This is a genomic window from Pigmentiphaga sp. H8 (genome assembly GCF_003854895.1).
Taxonomy (GTDB): Bacteria; Pseudomonadota; Gammaproteobacteria; order Burkholderiales; family Burkholderiaceae_B; genus Pigmentiphaga.
Window position 1 is genome coordinate 3,877,915 of sequence record NZ_CP033966.1, and the last position, 17,620, is coordinate 3,895,534.

Consider the following 17,620-nt stretch of genomic DNA (forward strand, 5'->3'; position numbering starts at 1 on the left):
CTTCATGTCGTCGCCCTAGCGCAGCCGGGCGCCCAGGCGCCTCACGCCCCAGGCCGCCAACAGGCTCAATGCCAGGAAGATCAGCCCCACCAGCGTGAGCGGCTCGGTATAGCGGAACGTGGCCGAGCCGGCGATCTTGCTGGCCTGGAGCAGCTCCACCACGGTGATGGCCGACAACAGCGGCGTGTCCTTGAACATGGCGACGAAGTAATTGCCCAGCGCCGGCACGATGGGCGGGATCGCCTGGGGCAGGATGACGTCGCGCAGCGTCCGCCAGCGGTCCAGATTGAGTGCCAGTGCCGCCTCCCACTGACCGCGCGGCACGCTGTCCAGGCCGGCCCGGTACACCTCGGCGCAGTAGGCGGCGTAATGCACCCCCAGCCCCAGCACGCCGGTGGTCAGCGGCGAGAACCGCACGCCCGTGACCGGCAGCACGTAGAACAGGAAGAACAGCTGCATCAGCAACGGCGTGCTGCGCACGAACTCGATGACCAGCGCAGCGCCCCAGGCCAGCGGCCGCACCGGCGCCCGCCGCATCAGCGCCAGCACCAGCCCCAGCGTCACGGCCAGCACCATGCCCAGCAGCGTGGCCTGCACGGTGATCGCCAGGCCGTCCAGCAAGGTGGGCAGCACGGCGCGGGCGTAGGCCCAGTCGAACAACGGCTGGCTGGCGGCCGCGGTCATGCCCGCTCCCGGTGGCGCGCGGCGCGCCGTTCCAGCAGCCGCATGCCGCCGTTCAACACCTGGGCGGCGACGAAATACATCAGCAGCGCGATGCTGAACACCTCCACGGTGCGGAAGGTCTCGCTGCGCAGCAGTTGCGCGCTGAAGGTCAGGTCGGTGATGGTGATCAGCGACACCAGCGCCGTGTTCTTGAGCAGTTCGATCAGCAGGTTGCCCGCCGGCGGCAGCATCAGCGGCACGGCCTGGGGCACCAGAATGCGCCACAGCGTGGCCAGCGGCGTCATGTTCAGCGCGACCGCGGCCTCGGCCTGCCCCTTGGGCACGTTGGCGATCGCGCCGCGCACGACCTCCGCACCATAGGCGCCGGTGTGCAGGCCCAGCACCAGGATGCCCGCCCAGACCGCCGGCAACCGCAGGCCCAGCAGCGGCAGCACGTAGTACACCCAGAACAGCTGCACCAGCGCCGAGGTCCCGCGGAACACCTCCACGTAGCAGGCCGCCGGCCACGACAGATAGGGCCGCCGCGACATGCGCCCCAGGCCGGCCAGCAGCGCCGCCGGCACCGCCAGCACCGCCGCGCCGGCGGTAAGCTGCAAGGTAACCCACAGGCCGCGCAGCAGCGGCGGCAACAGCTCCTGGAGGTCGATCATGACGGATCGGGAGCCGGGGCGGGCGCGGCGGGCGCCTGACCGCACAATTGCTCCGCGGTGACGCCGCCCGGCAGTTCGGTCCCGGTGAAGCCGAAGGGTTCGACCAGGCTCTGGTGTTCCGGCGTCCCGATGAAATGCGCCAGCTCGCGGTCGAAGGCTACGCGCAGCGCCACGTCGCCCTTGCGGAAGCCGAAGGCGCCGTATCCCCGAACCGCCTCGCCGTTCTCGGTGGGCTGGACGAACCGGGCCACCTTATCGATCTGCCAGTCCGGCACCTTGGTCAGCACATAGTTCAGGGTCAGGGCCGTCGCGGCATAGACGTCCGCGCGCCCCGCCACCACGCCCTCGACCGCGCTGACCACGTCGGGAAATACCACGACCTGCGACGGCGGCACGCCCGCGCGCGCGGCATAGTCGTTCTGCACCGCCCCGACCACTACCCCCACGCGGGCCGCCGGATCGGCCGCCACGTCCGCATAGCCGTGCAGCTCGCGGGGATTGTCCGTACGCTGGAGAAACCCGTCGCCCACGCCGTAGGTGGGGTTCGAGAAGGCGATCTGGCGGCACCTTTCGGGCAGCACGTACATGCCGGCGGCGATCATGTCGAAACGGCCGGCCAGAAGGCCCGGGATCAGCGCGCCGAACTCGGTCAGCACGCCCTCGACATCGCCTATGCCCAACCGCCCCAGGATCACGCGGGCGATCTCCGGCGCTTCGCCGGTCAATCGACCCGCCCGGCTGTCCATGTAGGCAAACGGCGCTTCGTTCGCGTAGCCGATGCGCAGCCTGCCGGCCTGGATGGCGCGCTGCAGGCTGTCGGGCGGGTTCGCGGCCCCGGTATCGGCCGCTCCCGCAGGAGGCGCGATGCCTGCCACCCCTACCGCCGTCCACATCGCGAGAAGAAAACGAGTCATGAGCTGCCCGGGTAATACCAAGGCAAATCATATCGCTTAATAATATTTCAGTTCAAATCAATTGAAGGCGAATGATCTGTACGGGATCGATGGCGCGGACGTGAAAACGCCCCCGCGTGCGGATCGAACCGCAGGTCGGGGGCGTCGGGACCAGGGGTTGCGCGGAGCAAGCCCCTGGGGCGCGGCGGCTAGCGGCCGCGCGGGATGCCGTCAGGCGGCGCGGCGACGGGAGTCGAAGCGGCGCACGGGGGCGTCGCGACGATCGCCTTCCGGACGAGCCGCGCGGGGGCGGTCGGCCCAGGCCTGGGCCGGGCGCTCGCGGCGGTCGCCTTCGGGACGGCCCTGGGGACGATCGCCCCAGGTGCGCTCGCCCTGCGGCCGGTCGCCACGCGGCCGGGCGGCGTAGCCCTGGCCTTCCGGCGCACGCTCGCGGCGGTCGTCCTGGATACGCGGCTCGTACCGGCGTTCGCCGTAGCCCTGGCGTGCGCCCTGGGGCGCGTCGCCGTAGCGGCGCTCCTGGCGATCGCCACGCGGACGGTCGCCGAAAGCCGGACGCTCGTCGCGGTTGCGCTCGAAATGGCCCCGGCCTTCGTACTGCCGCTGGCCGTCTTCGCGATTCTGGTAGCCGCTACGGCCGCCCTGGCGCCAGCCGCCCGGCTTGCCGCCAGGGCCGCCGCGGCGCGGACGGTCGGAACCGGGCCGCGGCGCGCGCTGCGGCTCGAGCCCGGGGATGACCTGGACCGGGATGCTCTGGTCGGTATAGCGTTCAATGGAACGGACCTTGTGGCGCTCGCCATGCGCGGCCAGCGTGAACGCCAGGCCATCGCGGCCCGCGCGGCCGGTACGGCCGATGCGGTGCACGTAGTCCTCGGCCTGCATGGGCAGGTCGAAATTGACGACGTGGCTGATGCCTTGCACGTCGATTCCCCGCGCCGCCACGTCGGTGGCAACGAGGATCTGCACCCGACCGCGCTGCATGTTGCCCAGCGTACGCGTACGCTGGCGCTGGTTCATGTCGCCATGCAGGGCTTCGGCAGCGAAGCCCTGGTCGGCCAGCGCATCGGCCAGTTCATCGGCCGCGCGCTTGGTCGAGGTGAAGACGATGGCTTGCTGGATGTTGGCGTCGCGCAGCAGGTGGTCCAGCAGGCGCATCTTGTGGGCCATGTCGTCCGCGTACAGCAGCGCCTGGGTGATGTTGGCGTGCTTTTCCTTCTGGCTGGCGATCTCGATACGCTGGGGCTCGCGCATCATCTTGGCGGCCATGCGGGCCACCGAGCCGTCCAGCGTGGCCGAGAACAGCAGCGTCTGCCGGGTGGCGGGCGTACGCGCCACGATGGCTTCGATGTCGTCGATGAAGCCCATGTCCAGCATGCGGTCGGCTTCGTCCAGCACCAGCACCTCGACTTCGGACAGGTTCACCTTGCCGGACTGGACATGGTCCAGCAGGCGGCCGGGCGTCGCGACCAGCACATCGACGCGGCGCGACAGCGCCTTCAACTGGGCGCCGTAGGGCATGCCGCCCACGACCGTGGCCGTGCGCAGCCAGCCCAGCGCCTTGCCATAGGTGCGCGTGGCGTCCGAGACCTGCTGGGCCAGTTCGCGCGTGGGAGTCAGCACCAGCACGCGCACGCCGGGCGTGCGCAGCGGCGAGGTCTCGACCTGCTTGTTCAGCGCCGGCAGCATGAAGGCGGCGGTCTTGCCGCTGCCGGTCTGGGACGACACCATCAGGTCGTGCCCTTCCAGCGCCAGCGGGATGGCCCGGGCCTGGACCGGCGTGGGTTCCACGAAGCCGGCTTCGGTCAGCGCGCCAACGATGGCGGGGGCAAGACCGAGTTCAGTGAAAGACATATTCATTCCTTACGTTACGTATGCGCAACGCAAGCCTTCCCTCGCGGGATGTTCCCCGGACGCGCAAAACGCGGCCATGGCCCCGCCAAAGGACGGTGCCGGATTCATCGAGCCTGGAAAGCTGGCGCTACGCTGCGGAGACGGACACGGCCGCTCCGGACGGATCATCGGCGCCGACCGATATCACCGTGCGCGCAACGCAAAGGGAAAAACGAGGTCAGAGACGATGCAGTTTTCGGTCAACCCATCTGGTTACCGATCGTCTGCATGAAGGCCACACCGGTGCCCGACAGGGCGGTGGCGTGATTTGTGCAGTACAGCAATAATACCCCAGATTTACCCTAATAGATACCCCCACCCTCCGCAAAACCACACACCCCATAAAAAATGCCCCCACGCTTGCCGCTACGCGGCGGCGCTGCCCCCCGAGGGGGCGCTTTTTTGCCTTGGGGCGGCCCGGCAGCAAAAAATGCCCCCACGCTTGCCGCTACGCGGCGGCGCTGCCCCCCGAGAGGGCGCTTTTTTGCCTTGGGGCGGCCCGGCGGCAAAAAAACAGGCCGCCAACAACCGTCGACGGCCCCACACAGACCCAGGGCACAGCGGATCCGGCTCCGCCGGTCCGCCAGTGCCGCCCCCTGGGGGGCGCGCGTAAGCGCGTACGGGGGGCCTAATCAGCCAGTTCCACCTCCGGCTGCGGCGCTGACTTGGGCGGTGTGTCGTCGAAGTTGAGCTTGATCTCGTCGTCGACCATGTCCACGGTCACCCTGCCCCCGCTGACCAGCTTGCCAAACAGCAGTTCGTCGGCCAGCGCGCGGCGGATGGTGTCCTGGATCAGGCGCTGCATGGGACGCGCGCCCATCAGCGGATCGAAGCCCTTCTTGCCCAGGTAGGCGCGCAGCGCATCGGTGAAGATGACCTCGACGCGCTTCTCGTGCAGTTGCTCTTCCAGCTGCATCAGGAACTTGTCGACCACGCGCAGGATGATCTCTTCGTTCAGCGCCTTGAACGAAATGGTCGAATCCAGGCGGTTGCGGAACTCGGGCGTGAACATGCGCTTGATTTCCGCCATCTCGTCGCCCTGCTCGCGCGCGCCGGAGAACCCGATCACGTTCTTCTGCAGGGTTTCGGCGCCGGCGTTGGTCGTCATGATGATGATGACGTTGCGGAAATCCGCCTTGCGGCCGTTGTTGTCCGTCAGCGTTCCGTGATCCATCACCTGCAGGAGGATGTTGAAGACCTCGGGGTGGGCCTTCTCGATTTCGTCCAGCAGCAGCACGCAGTGCGGCTTCTTGGTGATGGCCTCGGTCAGGAGGCCGCCCTGGTCGAAGCCCACGTATCCCGGCGGCGCGCCGATCAGGCGCGACACGGCATGGCGCTCCATGTACTCGGACATGTCGAAGCGCAGCAGCTCGATGCCCAGGATGAAGGCCAGTTGCTTGGCCACTTCCGTCTTGCCGACGCCCGTGGGGCCGGAGAACAGGAAGGCGCCGATGGGCTTGTCGGGCTTGCCCAGCCCCGAGCGCGCCATCTTGATGGACGCGGACAGCGCATCGATGGCGGCATCCTGGCCGAACACCACGGCCTTCAGGTCGCGCTCGAGCGTGGCCAGCTTGCTGCGGTCGTCGCTGGAGACGGACTGCGGCGGGATCCGGGCGATCTTGGACACGATGTCCTCGATCTCGGCCTTGCCGATGACCTTCTTCTGGCGCGACTTGGGCAGGATGCGCTGGGCCGCGCCGGCCTCGTCGATGACGTCGATGGCCTTGTCCGGCAGGTGGCGGTCGTTGATGAACTTGGCCGACAGCTCGGCCGCCGCCGACAGCGCCGCCGACGAATACTTGACGCTGTGGTGGTCCTCGAACCGCTGCTTCAGGCCGCGCAGGATCTGCACGGTCTGCTCGACGCTGGGCTCGTTGACGTCGATTTTCTGGAAGCGCCGCGACAACGCGTGGTCCTTCTCGAAGATGCCGCGGTATTCGGTGTACGTGGTCGCGCCTATGCACTTCAACTGGCCCGAGGACAGGGCCGGCTTGAGCAGGTTGGAGGCGTCCAGCGTGCCGCCCGACGCCGCGCCGGCACCGATGAGCGTATGGATCTCGTCGATGAACAGCACCGCCTTGGGGCTTTCCTTGAGCTGCTTGAGCACCGCCTTCAGGCGTTGCTCGAAATCGCCGCGGTACTTGGTGCCCGCCAGCAGCGAGCCCATGTCCAGGGAATAGACGCAGGCGTCGGCCAGCACGTCGGGCACGGCGCCCTCGGTGATGCGCCAGGCCAGGCCCTCGGCGATGGCGGTCTTGCCCACGCCGGCCTCGCCCACCAGCAGCGGGTTGTTCTTGCGGCGGCGGCACAGCACCTGGATGACCCGTTCGACCTCGCTGTCGCGGCCGATCAGGGGATCGATCTTCCCGGCCTTGGCCGCCATGTTCAGGTTCTGGGTGTACTGGTCCAGCGGCGACTGCTTGGCCTCGGCCTCGGCTTCCGCCTCGGGTTCCTTGGGCGTGGTGGAGGCTTCCAGCTGCGGCTGCTTGGTGATGCCGTGGGACATGAAATTGACCACGTCCAGGCGGGTGATGCCCTGCTGGTGCAGGTAATAGACCGCGTGGGAATCCTTTTCGCCGAAGATGGCGACCAGCACGTTCGAACCGGCCACTTCCTTCTTGCCATTGCCCGTGGACTGCACGTGCATGATCGCGCGCTGGATGACGCGCTGGAATCCCAGCGTGGGCTGGGTATCGGCTTCTTCCGTGCCCGGGATCACGGGCGTGTTGTCATTGACGAAATTGCGCAGGTTGCGGCGCAGGTCGTCCAGGTTGGCGGCGCAAGCGCGCAGCACCTCGGCCGCCGACGGATTGTCGAGCAGCGAGAGCAGCAGATGCTCTACCGTGATGAATTCGTGCCGAGCCTGACGGGCCTCGACGAACGCCATGTGAAGGCTAACTTCCAATTCTTGAGAAATCACGCTTCCTCCATGATGCACTGAAGCGGATGCTGGTTCTGCCGAGAAAAACGGCTTACCTGGTCGATCTTGGTCCTGGCGATGTCCCGCGGATAGACCCCGCAGACGCCGCGACCCTCGTGATGCACCTTGAGCATGATCTGGGTGGCCTGCTCGCGCCCCTTGCTGAAAAATTTCTCCAATACCAGCACAACGAACTCCATCGGCGTGAAATCATCGTTCAACAACACCACCGTGAACATTGGAGGTGGTTTGGTCTTCGACGGTTCCCGCTCAAGCAGCGTTGTCTGATCCGGTTGAGAATCGAACCCGGTGCCCATGCGCCTATTCTATCCACTTGAAAGTGCCCCGCAAGCCGTCAGCATACTCCTATATGCCCGGGCCATCCCGAGCTTGACGCAGCGTGACATCTTTCCCATTATTTGATGTCCGGGGCCTGATTTATCAAGCCCCGGAAGTAGCAAACCCACCAAAACTCGCACCTGCGAAGCGCACAATCGTTTGCCTACGGCACCGGGGGAGCGCGCCTCGCATATGTTGTAACCGACTAGAAGAAGGCATTACGTCATGTCCAGCGATATCAACGAAGGCAAGAGGGGTAGCGGCACCGTCAAATGGTTCAATGACGCCAAGGGCTTCGGGTTCATCACGCCCGATGATGGCGGCGACGACCTGTTCGCCCATTTCTCCTCCATCCAGATGAACGGCTTCAAGACCCTGAAAGAAGGCCAGAAGGTCACCTTCGAGGCCGCCCAGGGTCCCAAGGGCAAGCAGGCGCTGAACATCAGCGAGGCGGCCTGATCCGCCGCGGCACCGCCGCCTGAACCGCCCCCGGCCCGCCAGACCTGTCCGCTCCGGCGGGCCTTATACATTCTGCCTCCAGCGCCGGCCCGACGCGCCTTTAACCTTGCCGTGGGCCAGGTCATGCTACCCTCGCCGGGAGCCTCCCGCGGCGGCCTTGCGCCGTGGCGGTCCATCTGTGTCCTTTTCCGCTCCCTGCCGACGTCATGACCCGCATCCGTTCCTTCCTGCCGCGCCTGGCTACCGCCGCAGGCGCCTGCCTTACCGCCGCCCTCCTGGCCCCGGCCGCCTCGGCGCAGGCCACGCTGCCCGTGCAGACGCTGCGGGCCGGCATGCACCTCATCCACGCCGAGGTCGCCAGCACCCCGCCCACCCGCGAGCGCGGCCTGATGTTCCGCGAACAGCTGGGGCCCAACCAGGGCATGCTCTTCATTTTCGAGATGCCCGGCACCCAGTGCATGTGGATGCGCAATACGCTGATCCCGCTGTCGGTGGCCTTCATCGCCGATGACGGCACCATCGCGAACATCGAAGACATGGCCCCCAAGACGGAAGACAGCCACTGCGCGGTCCAGCCCGTCCGCTACGCGCTGGAAATGGAGCGCGGCTGGTTCGCCAAGCGCGGACTGAAGGCCGGCTCGCGCCTGGAAGGCATACCCCGCGCCCGCTAGCCGTCCCCCCGGCCTTGCGCCTGGCGTAAAACTCTTTTCCGATTTTTCCATTTCAATCGTTCCCGGCCACGTCTACAGTAGCCGGCCTGAGCACGCCCACCGCAGGCGAAAGACCCAAGCATCCAGGAGACCAGGCGCCATGCGCAACCTGAACGAAGACACCATCACCCAGGCCGTCCTGGCCCGGCACGCCCAGGCGCCCGACGCCCGTCTCAAAGAGATCATGACCAGCCTCGTGCAGCACCTGCACGAATTCGCCCGCGAGGTGAAGCTGACGGAGGCCGAATGGGCCGCGGGCATCGAATTCCTGACCGCCACGGGCCACATCACCGACGACAAGCGCCAGGAATTCATCCTGCTGTCCGACACGCTCGGCCTGTCGACGCTGGTGACGGCGATGAACCACCGCAAGCCGCCCGCCTGTACGGAAGCCACGGTCTTCGGCCCCTTCTTCGTCGAAGGCGCGCCCGACTACGCGCTGGGCGAGGACATCGCCAACGGCGCCAAGGGCGATCCGTGCTTCGTGCGCGGCACGGTCCGGAGTGCGGATGGCACCCCCGTGGGCGGCGCGGAAATGGAGGTCTGGCAGGCGGACGCCGAAGGTTTCTACGACGTGCAGAACCCGGACGATCCCACGCATCGGGGCCGGGGACGCATCCATTCCGCGCCCGACGGCAGCTTCCACTTCCGCTCCATCCTGGCCGAAGCCTATCCCATCCCCCACGACGGCCCGGTCGGCCGCATGCTGGCCGCGCTGGGCCGCCATCCCTGGCGGCCGGCCCACCTGCATTTCATGATCCGCGCCGAGGGTTACGAGACCCTGGTGACCCACGTGTTCCGCGACGGCGACCAGTATCTGGATTCCGACGCGGTGTTCGGCGTGCGCTCGTCGCTGATCGCGCAATGGCTGCGGCACGAGCCCGGCCCCACGCCCGACGGCGGCACCAGCGCGCAGCCCTTCCACACCCTGGACTTCGACTTCGTGCTGAACCCGGCGTCCGGATCCGCCCCCTGACTTCCCTGACTGGAGGAGACATGTACGACCAAGAAAAACTCGCCATACGCGAACTGGTGGAGAACTGGGCGCTGTGGCGCGACGCCGGCGACTGGGAGCGCTTCGCCACCGTCTGGCATGAGGACGGCCGCATGAACGCGACCTGGTGCCAGGCCTCGGCCACCGAATTCATCCGGCAGAGCCGCGAAGGGATGGAGCGCGGCGTCAACATCCTGCACTTCCTGGGCGGCATGACCATCGACCGCGAAGGCGACCGGGCCGTCGTCCAGACCAAGATGACCATTTCCCAGCGCGCCACCGTGGACGGCGTGCCGTGCGACGTGGTGTGCACCGGCCGCTTCTACGATTTCCTGGAAAAGCGCGGCGGCCGCTGGGGCATGGTCGAACGCCAGCCGATCTACGAAAAGGACCGGATGGACCCGGTGGACCCGGCCGCCCGCCCGGAACTGGACGCGGCGCTGCTGGCCCGCTTCCCCGAGGGCTATCGCCACCTGGCCTATCTGCAGGTCAAGATAGGCATGGACGTCAAGACCACCATGCCCGGCCTGCACGGCCAGGAAGTCCAGGCGCTGTACGCTCGCGGCAAAGCCTGGCTGGCGGGATCCGCGCGGCCCTGACGCCTCGCGGGCAAGCTTGCCGCCGCCCCTGCAGCGGCGGCAAACCACAATAAGAAGCACCCAGGAGACTATCCATGTTCCATACCGACCCGAAACGGCCGGGCGCGTTGCTGTGCGCGCTCGCCATGACCCTGGCCCTGCCCGCGGCCGCCCAGGACTGGCCCAGCCGGCCCGTGCGCATGGTGGTGGGCTTCGCGCCCGGCGGCGGCACCGACATCATCGCCCGGATGGTGGCCCAGCCGCTGGCAGAAATCCTGGGCCAGCCCATCGTGGTGGAGAACAAGCCCGGCGCCGGCGGCACCCTGGCCGCGGGCACGGTGGCGCGCGCCGCGCCGGACGGCCACACGGTATTCGTCATGAACAATGGCCACGCGGTCTCGGCGGCCATCTACCGCAAGCTGCCCTTCGACTCGGTCAAGGACTTCGCGCCCGTCTCCATGCTGTGCGCCCAGCCGCTGGTGGTGGCGGCCGGCAAGAACTTCCCGGCCGCCGACATCGCCGGGCTGGTGAAGCTGGCCAGGGCGCAGCCCGGCAAGCTGAACTACGCGAGCGTCGGCATCGGCAGCACCCAGCATTTCGCCGGCGAGCTGCTGCGGCAGGTCAGCGGTATCGACATCGTCCACGTCCCCTACAAGGGCACGCCGAACGCGGTGGCGGCCGTGCTGAGCGGCGAGGTGGAACTGCTGGTGGACGTGGCCTCGCCCCTGCTGGGCCACATCCGCGCCGGGGAACTCAAACCCCTGGCGGTGACCTCGCCGCGGCGCTACGAAGGCCTGCCCCAGACGCCCACGGCGCTGGAGTCGGGCGTGGCCGGCTACGACGTGACGACCTGGTACGGGCTGGCCTTCCCGGCCGGCACGCCCACCGCCATCGTCGACAAGATGAACCAGGCGGTGCGCCGGGCGCTGGCCGACGAGAACCTCCGCAAGCAGACGCTGGCGGCGGCCTGCCTGCCGGAGGCCTCCACGCCGCAGGCAATGACCAGCCACGTCGGCGCCGAGATCGAGCGGTGGCGCACGGTCATGCAGAAAGCCGGCATCGAACAGCAATAGGCCCGATCCCGGTGCCATCGGTCCCGGCGGCTGCCGGGACCGGACGGCGGGCCCGGAGGATCAGAGCAGCGTGGCGGCCTGCTCGAAAGACAGGCGCTGCTGGCGGTCGAACAGCTTGGACGTATCGCCGTAGCCCAGCGAGCAGATGAAGTTGGCGGTCAGGCGGCCGTCGGGGAAGAACTCGGCGTTGACCTTGGCGATGTCGAAGCCGCTCATCGGGCCGCAATCCAGGCCGATGGCGCGGGCCGCGATGATGAAATAGGCGCCCTGCAGCGTGCCGTTGCGGGCAGCGGTGGCGGCGGCCAGCGCGGCATTGCCCTCGAACATTTCCTTGGCGCCCTCGCGGAACCAGAGCTGCGGCATGAACTCGTGGAAGCGCGTGTCGGTGGCGATGATGGCCGTGACCGGCGCGGCCTTGACCTTGTCCAGGTTGCCCGGGCTGAGCGCGGGCACGAGCCGTTCCTTGGCTTCCTGCGTGCGCAGGAACACCACGCGCATCGGCTGGCAGTTCATCGAGGTCGGTCCCATTTTCGCAATGTCGTAGACTTGCTTGAGCTGCTCGTCGGACACGGGCTTGTCCAGCCAGCCGTTCTGCGTGCGGGCGGACGTGAACAACTGGTCCAGGGCTTCCTGCGAAATGATGGCCATGAAGAGCTCCGATTGGGCGGAATAGTCGTGAGGCTCCGGATTATAAGTGCGCAGCCCGGACAAAAAACACCGGTATAGCCCCGGCAAACGGAAATCACTTTTGCAATTCTGCTAATAATCGAGGGAGAAGCATGGACCGCTGGCGCGAACTGGAGCTGTTCGTCCACATCGCGGAACTCGGCAGCCTGACGCGCGCCGCCGAAGCCGCCGGCCTGTCGACCGCCGCCGCGAGCCGGCACCTGGCCACGCTGGAACAGCGCCTGTCGGCCCGGCTGGTCGAGCGCAACACCAGACGCCTGTACCTGACCGAGGTCGGACAGGAGTTCTACCGGCGCAGCAAGAACATCCTGGGCGAGATGCAGGAGGCCGAGTCCGCCGTCAACGCCACCGTGCTCAATCCGGTGGGCGACCTGCGCGTCACCTCGTCGCTGTCGTTCGCGATGCGCCACATCGCGCCGCTGCTGCCCGAGTACAACCGACGCTTTCCCAACGTGAACGTCCACGTGATCACCGCCAACCGCTACTACGACCTGATCGACAACGGCATCGACCTGGCGGTGCGCACGCGCGAATACGAATCCGACTCCAACCTGACCATCCGCCGGCTGGCCGAGACACGACGCATCCTGGCCGCCTCGCCAGGCTACCTGCACCGCCACGGCACGCCGCGCACCATCGACGAGCTGGCCAGCCACAGGCTGCTGCTCTACACCTATTCCAACCGCTACGACGAGCTGCGCTTCTCGCGCGCGAACGAAGTCCGCGTGCTGCCGGTGAAGGGCGTGCTGGAAGCCAACGACGGCCAGGTGCTGTGCACCGCGGCGCGCGAGGGCCTGGGCATCCTGGTCCAGCCCAAGTACATCATCTACGACGACATCGTGGCCGGACGGCTGGTGCCGGTGCTGGACGACTGGGACCTGCCGCGCCTGACCATCAACCTGGCTTATCCGCACCGGCAGTACCTGCCGGCCAAGACGCGCACGTTCATCGATTTCATGGTGGAACACTTCCGCAAGATGGACTTCGACCGCAAGTGGGCCAACTAGGGCCCTGTTCACGCCCCAAGCCCGGTTGCGTCTGCTTGCGAAACGCTCATGCCGCGAGCCGGCGCGCCGAAGTACCATAGCGGCGCCGCCGCGTGCGGCCTCCTCCCCTCCCTTCGCCCGGCACGGCGACCCGCGATGGAAGACACATGACAGAACCGCAACCGGTGCCTGCCCCAACCGAACTGGAGCGCGACCTGCTCCGGATGGCCCGCCTTCCGGCCCGCCGGCTCGCGCTGGCCCGCATGCTGGGCGCGGGCGCCGCGGCGCTTGGCCTGCCGGGTCTCGCGCGCGCCGGCGATGCCGCGCCCTCGGGCGCCTGCATCGCGCTGCCCGAGGAAACCGCCGGCCCCTATCCGGCCAACGGCGGCGGCCCCACCAGCAGCGCGGCCAACGTCCTGGCCTCGTCCGGCGTCGTGCGCAGCGACCTGCGCGACAGCTTCGGCGGCCCGACCGGCACAGCCCAGGGCGTACCGCTGCAATTGACGATCAGGCTGGTCGACGTCAGCACCGGCTGCGCGCCGCTGCCGGGCCGGGCGGTCTACCTGTGGCATTGCACGCGCGACGGCGGCTATTCGCTGTACACCCGCGCACTGCGCGACGAGAACTTCCTGCGCGGCGTGCAGGTGGCCGACGCCCAGGGCGAGGTCCGCTTCCAGACCATCTTCCCGGGTTGCTACCCGGGCCGCTATCCGCACCTGCACCTGGAGGTCTACCCCACGGCAGACGGTACCCCGCGCTACGACCGCAAGTACCTGACGTCCCAGTTGGTGCTGCCGCAGGACGCCTGCGGCGCGGTCTACGGCGAGGCCCGTGGCTACGAGTCCAGCCTGCATGCCTACGCGCGCATCAGCCTCGCGAAGGACGGCATCTTCAGCGACAACTCGCCGGCCGAGATCGCCGCGCAAACCGTCGCGATGAAAGGCAATCCGGACCAGGGCTACGTCGGCCACGCAACCGTGGGCATGCTGGGCTGAAACGACGATGCCCCGAGGCTTGCGCCGCGGGGCATCGATACCGGGCGCCGCGTGGGCGGCGCCGGTGCCCGGGATCAGACCCGTTCGAGAATGACGGCAATACCCTGCCCCACGCCGATGCACATCGTGCACAGCGCGTAGCGGCCGCCGGTGCGGTGCAGCTGGTTGATCGCCGTCGTGGCCAGCCGCGCGCCGCTGGCGCCCAGCGGGTGGCCCAGAGCGATCGCGCCGCCGTTGGGGTTCACGCGCGCATCGTCGTCGGCCAGGCCGAGGTCGCGCAGCACCGCCAGGCCTTGCGCGGCGAACGCTTCGTTCAGCTCGATCACGTCGATCTGGTCCAGGCTCAGGCCGGTCAGCGCCAGCACCTTGCGGGTGGCGGGGGCCGGGCCCATGCCCATGATGCGGGGCGGCACGCCGGCGGTGGCCATGCCCACCACGCGGGCGCGCGGCGTCAGGCCGTGGCGGCCCGCCTCGGCCTCGCTGGCCAGCAGCAGCGCGCAGGCGCCGTCGTTCACGCCCGAGGCATTGCCGGCGGTGACGGTGCCGTCGGGGCGGACCACGCCCTTCAGTCGGCCCAGCGCTTCCATGCTGGTCTCGCGCGGGTGCTCGTCCTTGGTCACGACGACGGGGTCGCCCTTGCGTTGGGGAATCGTGACGGGGGTGATCTCGGCGTCGAACACACCGGATTTCTGGGCCGCGGCGGCCTTGGCCTGGCTGGCCAGCGCCATGCGGTCCTGGGCTTCGCGCTCGATCTTGTAGTCGGTGGCGACGTTCTCGGCCGTCTCGGGCATGGAATCCACGCCGTACATCTGCTTCATCAGCTTGTTGACGAAGCGCCAGCCGATGGTGGTGTCATGGATCTGTGCGTTGCGCGAGAAAGCCGACTCGGCCTTGCCCATCACGAACGGGGCGCGGCTCATGCTCTCGACGCCGCCGGCCAGCATCAGCCCTGCCTCGCCCGACTTGATCGCGCGCGCGGCGGTGCCGACCGCGTCCAGGCCCGAGCCGCACAGGCGGTTGACGGTCGATCCCGGCAGCTCCAGCGGCAGGCCCGCCAGCAGCGAGGCCATGTGGGCGACGTTGCGGTTGTCCTCGCCCGCCTGGTTGGCGCAGCCGAAGATGATGTCGGTGACGGCGGCCCAGTCCAGGCGGGGGTTGCGTTCCATCAGGGCCTTGAGCGGGATCGCCGCGAGGTCGTCGGTGCGCACCGATGCCAGGGCGCCGCCGTAGCGGCCGATGGGGGTACGGATCGCGTCGCAGATGAAGGCGTGTGTAGTCATGTTCTGTCTCGGATGGGGGATAAAGCTGTTCTAGGGGTTGCGACTGACGTTGGTAACCGGGCGTACACCCGCCCAGGCGTTCTGCAGCAGCGCGCGGATAGCCGTGCGCTCGATGGGACGCGGGTTCCAATAGGGATTGGACACCGCGATGTCGGCGGCGCGATCGAGATCGGCCTCCGGCATGCCGAGATCCCGCAGGGCAACGGGGGCGCCGTTGTCGCGGGCAAGGTCGTGGAGCCCCGCCGCCGCGTCCTGGGCACCGATGGCGCGCGCGATGCGCGCCATGGCGTCCGGCACGGCCGGAGCGTTGTAGGCCATCGCATGCGGCAGCACGATGGTATGGCATTCGGCGTGCGGCAGGTTGAAGCTGCCGCCCAGCGTATGGCAAAGCTTGTGGTGCAGCGCCATGCCGACGTTGCCCAGCACGGTGCCGCACAGCCAGGCGCCATACAGCGCCTGCGACCGGGCCTCGATGTCGCCGGCCTGGCGCACGATGCCCGGCAGCGCGCGGGCGATGGCCGCCAGCCCTTCCTCGGCCATCAGCGACATGATGGGGTTGCTGTCCTGCGCGTACAGGCCCTCGGCGGCATGCGCCATGGCATTCATCGCGCTGGTGACCGACAGCGCCACCGGCAGCCCCGTCGACAGCTCGGGGTCGTAGATCACGGTGCGCGGCAGCACGCGCGCGTCCTTGCCCGTCTTTTTCAGGCCGCCTTCGGTGATGCCGTAGATCGGCGTCATCTCGGAGCCGGCATAAGTGGTGGGAATGGCCAGGATGGGCAGCCCGGACTCGAGCGCGATGGCCTTGCCCAGCCCCACCGTGGAGCCACCGCCGATGGCGACGGCGCAATCGGCGTCCAGCCGGCGCGCCTCGTCGCGCGCCTGGCGGGCCGCTTCGATGGGCACATGCATGACCGCCCCGTCGAAGATGCCCGCCGCCTTCGCCCCCAGCAGGGCGGCCACGCGCTCGGCCAGCTTGCGCTGGCCCGGCGTGGACAACACCAGCGCCCGTTGCGCGCCCAGCAGCCCGATCTCCCGCTCCAGGTGCTGCAGGGAGCCCGCGCCGAACACCACGCGGGCGGCGTTGGCGTTGTAGACGAAGGCGTCCATGGCGTCAGGCCTTGCGCAGCGGCACGCCGCACAGTCGCTGCAATTCGTCGAACGACAGTCCGTCGACCACGTCGCTGGCGTAGACGCCGTCCTTCTTGATATCGAACACGGCCAGGTCGGAATAGACGCGGCTCACGCAGCCGACGCCGGTCAGCGGATAGGAGCAGGTTTCCACCAGCTTGCTCGAACCCGTCTTGGTCAGCAGGTCCATCATCACGAACACCTGCTTGGCGCCGATGGCCAGGTCCATCGCGCCGCCCACGGCGGGAATGGCATCCGGCGCGCCGGTGTGCCAGTTCGCCAGGTCGCCCTTGACCGACACCTGGAAGGCGCCCAGCACGCAGATGTCCAGATGGCCGCCGCGCATCATCGCGAAGGAATCGGCATGGTGGAAATAGGCGGCGCCGGGCAGCGCGGTGACCGGCTGCTTGCCGGCGTTGATCAGGTCCCAGTCCTCGTGGCCCTTCTCGGGCGCGGGGCCCATGCCCAGGAGGCCGTTCTCGGTGTGCAGCAGGACCTCGCGGTCCGCCGGCAGATGGTTAGCCACCAGGGTGGGCAGGCCGATGCCCAGGTTCACGTAGGCGCCCTCGGGAATGTCGCGCGCCACGCGCTGGGCCATCTGGTCTCGATTCATCTTGTTCATGTGCGTGTTCCTCAGGCGGCCTGTTGGGCGTTGGCTTGGGCCCCGACGGCCACCACGCGCTTGACGAAAATGCCGGGCGTCACGACCGCTTCCGGATCGAGCTCGCCCAGTTCGACGGTTTCGTGCACCTGGGCGATGGCCATCTTGGCGGCGGTCGCCATGATGGGCCCGAAGTTGCGCGCGGTCTTGCGATAGGTCAGGTTGCCCCAGCGATCGCCCTTGTAGGCCGAGATCAGCGCCACGTCGCCGTGGATGGGGTATTCCAGCACGTAGTCGCGGCCGTTGATGTGCCGCGTTTCCTTGCCTTCGGCCAGCAGCGTGCCGAAACCGGTGGGCGTGTAGAAGGCGCCCACGCCCGCGCCCGCGGCGCGGATGCGCTCGGCCAGGTTGCCCTGGGGCACGAGTTCCAGCTCGATCTTCTTGGCGCGATAGAGTTCATCGAACACGTAGGAGTCGGTCTGGCGCGGGAACGAGCAGATCACCTTGCGCACGCGCCCGGTCTGCAGCAGCGCGGCCAGGCCCGTATAGCCATTGCCGGCGTTGTTGTTCACCACCACGAGATCCTTGGCGCCCTGCTCGATCAGACCGTCGATCAGCGCGTTGGGCAGGCCGGCCGTGCCGAACCCGCCTACCAATATGGTGGAGCCGTCCTTGACGCCGGCCAGCGCTTCGGCCACCGAAGCCACGATTTTGTTGATCATCTATGTCTCC

18 protein-coding genes are annotated in these 17,620 nt (G+C 68.1%); 7 read left to right on the forward strand and 11 right to left on the reverse strand.

Annotation, left to right across the window (positions count from 1 at the left end):
• Positions 1-15: 15 nt before the first annotated feature.
• From ehuD to clpS, 6 genes are all read right to left on the reverse strand, one after another.
• A complete protein-coding gene (ehuD, locus tag EGT29_RS18330) occupies positions 16-684 on the reverse strand; it encodes an ectoine/hydroxyectoine ABC transporter permease subunit EhuD (RefSeq protein WP_124690324.1) in 669 nt (222 codons plus the stop codon).
• On the reverse strand, positions 681-1,334 hold the full coding sequence (gene ehuC / locus EGT29_RS18335) for an ectoine/hydroxyectoine ABC transporter permease subunit EhuC (RefSeq protein WP_124690325.1): 654 nt from the start codon (positions 1,332-1,334) through the stop codon (positions 681-683). Before ehuC ends, ehuD begins: the two co-directional genes overlap by 4 nt.
• Positions 1,331-2,248: an ectoine/hydroxyectoine ABC transporter substrate-binding protein EhuB gene (ehuB, locus tag EGT29_RS18340; protein ID WP_124690326.1), complete on the reverse strand. Its 918-nt coding sequence runs from the start codon at positions 2,246-2,248 to the stop codon at positions 1,331-1,333. Before ehuB ends, ehuC begins: the two co-directional genes overlap by 4 nt.
• Positions 2,249-2,458: 210 nt before the next feature.
• Entirely contained in the window at positions 2,459-4,096 is a 1,638-nt protein-coding gene (locus tag EGT29_RS18345) for a DEAD/DEAH box helicase (RefSeq protein ID WP_124690327.1), read from the reverse strand.
• Between the two features lie 667 nt (positions 4,097-4,763).
• Entirely contained in the window at positions 4,764-7,055 is a 2,292-nt protein-coding gene (gene clpA / locus EGT29_RS18350) for an ATP-dependent Clp protease ATP-binding subunit ClpA (protein WP_124690328.1), read from the reverse strand.
• The gene (gene clpS / locus EGT29_RS18355) at positions 7,052-7,372 is read right to left on the reverse strand and encodes an ATP-dependent Clp protease adapter ClpS (protein ID WP_124690329.1); all 321 of its coding nucleotides are present in this window, start codon (positions 7,370-7,372) and stop codon (positions 7,052-7,054) included. The genes clpA and clpS overlap by 4 nt, the downstream gene beginning before the upstream one ends.
• 247 nt (positions 7,373-7,619) lie before the next feature.
• Between clpS and EGT29_RS18360 the strand changes: the two genes are divergently transcribed.
• The 5 genes from EGT29_RS18360 to EGT29_RS18380 all read left to right on the forward strand — a co-directional run bounded on the left by EGT29_RS18360 (position 7,620) and on the right by EGT29_RS18380 (position 11,208).
• Positions 7,620-7,853: a cold-shock protein gene (locus tag EGT29_RS18360; RefSeq protein WP_124690330.1), complete on the forward strand. Its 234-nt coding sequence runs from the start codon at positions 7,620-7,622 to the stop codon at positions 7,851-7,853.
• A gap of 206 nt (positions 7,854-8,059) precedes the next feature.
• Positions 8,060-8,524, forward strand: a complete 465-nt coding sequence (locus EGT29_RS18365; RefSeq protein WP_124690331.1) for a DUF192 domain-containing protein — start codon at positions 8,060-8,062, stop codon at positions 8,522-8,524.
• Between the two features lie 139 nt (positions 8,525-8,663).
• Positions 8,664-9,539, forward strand: a complete 876-nt coding sequence (locus EGT29_RS18370) for an intradiol ring-cleavage dioxygenase (RefSeq protein ID WP_124690332.1) — start codon at positions 8,664-8,666, stop codon at positions 9,537-9,539.
• A gap of 20 nt (positions 9,540-9,559) precedes the next feature.
• Complete coding sequence (locus EGT29_RS18375; RefSeq protein ID WP_124690333.1) at positions 9,560-10,156, forward strand: nuclear transport factor 2 family protein; 597 nt, start codon at positions 9,560-9,562, stop codon at positions 10,154-10,156.
• 74 nt (positions 10,157-10,230) lie between these two features.
• Entirely contained in the window at positions 10,231-11,208 is a 978-nt protein-coding gene (locus EGT29_RS18380; RefSeq protein ID WP_124690334.1) for a tripartite tricarboxylate transporter substrate binding protein, read from the forward strand.
• A gap of 60 nt (positions 11,209-11,268) precedes the next feature.
• Here EGT29_RS18380 and EGT29_RS18385 read toward each other — a convergent pair whose 3' ends face one another.
• A complete protein-coding gene (locus EGT29_RS18385; RefSeq protein ID WP_124690335.1) occupies positions 11,269-11,856 on the reverse strand; it encodes a malonic semialdehyde reductase in 588 nt (195 codons plus the stop codon).
• Between the two features lie 131 nt (positions 11,857-11,987).
• On the opposite strand from EGT29_RS18385, the gene EGT29_RS18390 reads away from it, so the two are divergent.
• Together EGT29_RS18390 and EGT29_RS18395 are read left to right on the forward strand one after the other, a co-directional pair.
• The gene (locus EGT29_RS18390) at positions 11,988-12,902 is read left to right on the forward strand and encodes a LysR family transcriptional regulator (protein WP_124690336.1); all 915 of its coding nucleotides are present in this window, start codon (positions 11,988-11,990) and stop codon (positions 12,900-12,902) included.
• Between the two features lie 146 nt (positions 12,903-13,048).
• Positions 13,049-13,876 (forward strand): intradiol ring-cleavage dioxygenase, encoded by an 828-nt coding sequence (locus tag EGT29_RS18395; RefSeq protein WP_202865547.1) that lies wholly within the window; start codon positions 13,049-13,051, stop codon positions 13,874-13,876.
• A 74-nt stretch (positions 13,877-13,950) separates the two neighbouring features.
• On the opposite strand, the gene pcaF is transcribed toward EGT29_RS18395, so the two are convergent.
• The 4 genes from pcaF to EGT29_RS18415 are packed head-to-tail and all read right to left on the reverse strand — an operon-like array spanning position 13,951 to position 17,610.
• Entirely contained in the window at positions 13,951-15,156 is a 1,206-nt protein-coding gene (pcaF, locus tag EGT29_RS18400) for a 3-oxoadipyl-CoA thiolase (protein ID WP_124690337.1), read from the reverse strand.
• 30 nt (positions 15,157-15,186) lie between these two features.
• Complete coding sequence (locus EGT29_RS18405) at positions 15,187-16,266, reverse strand: maleylacetate reductase (RefSeq protein ID WP_124690338.1); 1,080 nt, start codon at positions 16,264-16,266, stop codon at positions 15,187-15,189.
• Positions 16,267-16,270: 4 nt separating this feature from the next.
• Positions 16,271-16,909, reverse strand: coding sequence for a 3-oxoacid CoA-transferase subunit B (locus EGT29_RS18410; RefSeq protein ID WP_124690339.1), 639 nt, complete (start codon positions 16,907-16,909; stop codon positions 16,271-16,273).
• 11 nt (positions 16,910-16,920) lie between these two features.
• Entirely contained in the window at positions 16,921-17,610 is a 690-nt protein-coding gene (locus EGT29_RS18415) for a 3-oxoacid CoA-transferase subunit A (protein ID WP_124690340.1), read from the reverse strand.
• Positions 17,611-17,620 lie beyond the last annotated feature (10 nt).

Coding starts and splice junctions, on each gene's coding strand:
- pcaF (WP_124690337.1), bottom strand. CDS start 15,156: ATGACTACACACGCCTTCATCTGCGACGCGATCCGTACCCCCATCGGC.
- EGT29_RS18395 (WP_202865547.1), top strand. CDS start 13,049: ATGACAGAACCGCAACCGGTGCCTGCCCCAACCGAACTGGAGCGCGAC.
- EGT29_RS18345 (WP_124690327.1), bottom strand. CDS start 4,096: ATGTCTTTCACTGAACTCGGTCTTGCCCCCGCCATCGTTGGCGCGCTG.
- EGT29_RS18410 (WP_124690339.1), bottom strand. CDS start 16,909: ATGAACAAGATGAATCGAGACCAGATGGCCCAGCGCGTGGCGCGCGAC.
- EGT29_RS18415 (WP_124690340.1), bottom strand. CDS start 17,610: ATGATCAACAAAATCGTGGCTTCGGTGGCCGAAGCGCTGGCCGGCGTC.
- EGT29_RS18360 (WP_124690330.1), top strand. CDS start 7,620: ATGTCCAGCGATATCAACGAAGGCAAGAGGGGTAGCGGCACCGTCAAA.
- EGT29_RS18370 (WP_124690332.1), top strand. CDS start 8,664: ATGCGCAACCTGAACGAAGACACCATCACCCAGGCCGTCCTGGCCCGG.
- ehuD (WP_124690324.1), bottom strand. CDS start 684: ATGACCGCGGCCGCCAGCCAGCCGTTGTTCGACTGGGCCTACGCCCGC.
- EGT29_RS18380 (WP_124690334.1), top strand. CDS start 10,231: ATGTTCCATACCGACCCGAAACGGCCGGGCGCGTTGCTGTGCGCGCTC.
- clpS (WP_124690329.1), bottom strand. CDS start 7,372: ATGGGCACCGGGTTCGATTCTCAACCGGATCAGACAACGCTGCTTGAG.
- ehuB (WP_124690326.1), bottom strand. CDS start 2,248: ATGACTCGTTTTCTTCTCGCGATGTGGACGGCGGTAGGGGTGGCAGGC.
- EGT29_RS18405 (WP_124690338.1), bottom strand. CDS start 16,266: ATGGACGCCTTCGTCTACAACGCCAACGCCGCCCGCGTGGTGTTCGGC.
- ehuC (WP_124690325.1), bottom strand. CDS start 1,334: ATGATCGACCTCCAGGAGCTGTTGCCGCCGCTGCTGCGCGGCCTGTGG.
- EGT29_RS18385 (WP_124690335.1), bottom strand. CDS start 11,856: ATGGCCATCATTTCGCAGGAAGCCCTGGACCAGTTGTTCACGTCCGCC.
- EGT29_RS18375 (WP_124690333.1), top strand. CDS start 9,560: ATGTACGACCAAGAAAAACTCGCCATACGCGAACTGGTGGAGAACTGG.
- EGT29_RS18390 (WP_124690336.1), top strand. CDS start 11,988: ATGGACCGCTGGCGCGAACTGGAGCTGTTCGTCCACATCGCGGAACTC.
- EGT29_RS18365 (WP_124690331.1), top strand. CDS start 8,060: ATGACCCGCATCCGTTCCTTCCTGCCGCGCCTGGCTACCGCCGCAGGC.